This is a genomic window from Dawidia cretensis (assembly GCF_018598175.1).
In the GTDB taxonomy this organism is placed as follows: Bacteria; Bacteroidota; Bacteroidia; order Cytophagales; family Cyclobacteriaceae; genus Ohtaekwangia; species Ohtaekwangia cretensis.
This window is the reverse complement of sequence record NZ_JAHESE010000204.1, coordinates 1-265: the sequence shown is the minus strand read 5'-3', so window position 1 is coordinate 265 and position 265 is coordinate 1. Positions and strand designations below refer to the sequence as shown.

The following is a 265-nucleotide window of genomic DNA, read 5'->3' as shown; positions in this document are numbered from 1 at the left end:
ATTCAACCTGCCGCAAAACGGTCCATCGGGGTTAAAGGAGACATGCTATGCCGTCCACTATTACGACCTGAAAGTAATCTCGCTGGATGCCATACAGATCGAACACCCACTGGGCCGCCATAAGCGTCAGTTGGAATGGCTGGACTCGGTATTGACAAAGGACCCGCGCAAGTGGACCGTGGTGACCTTGCACTATCCGGTGTTCTCGACGGCAGAAGGTCGCGACAATGAAAAGATTCGCGAACGCCTCAAGCCACTTCTGGAC

The 265-nt window shown here is 54.0% G+C and carries 1 protein-coding gene; it reads left to right on the top strand.

Annotation, left to right across the window (positions count from 1 at the left end; translation table 11 throughout):
- Nucleotides 1-265, top strand: a 265-nt coding sequence (locus KK062_RS30365; RefSeq protein WP_369075197.1) for a metallophosphoesterase family protein, incomplete at both ends; no start/stop codon positions are given.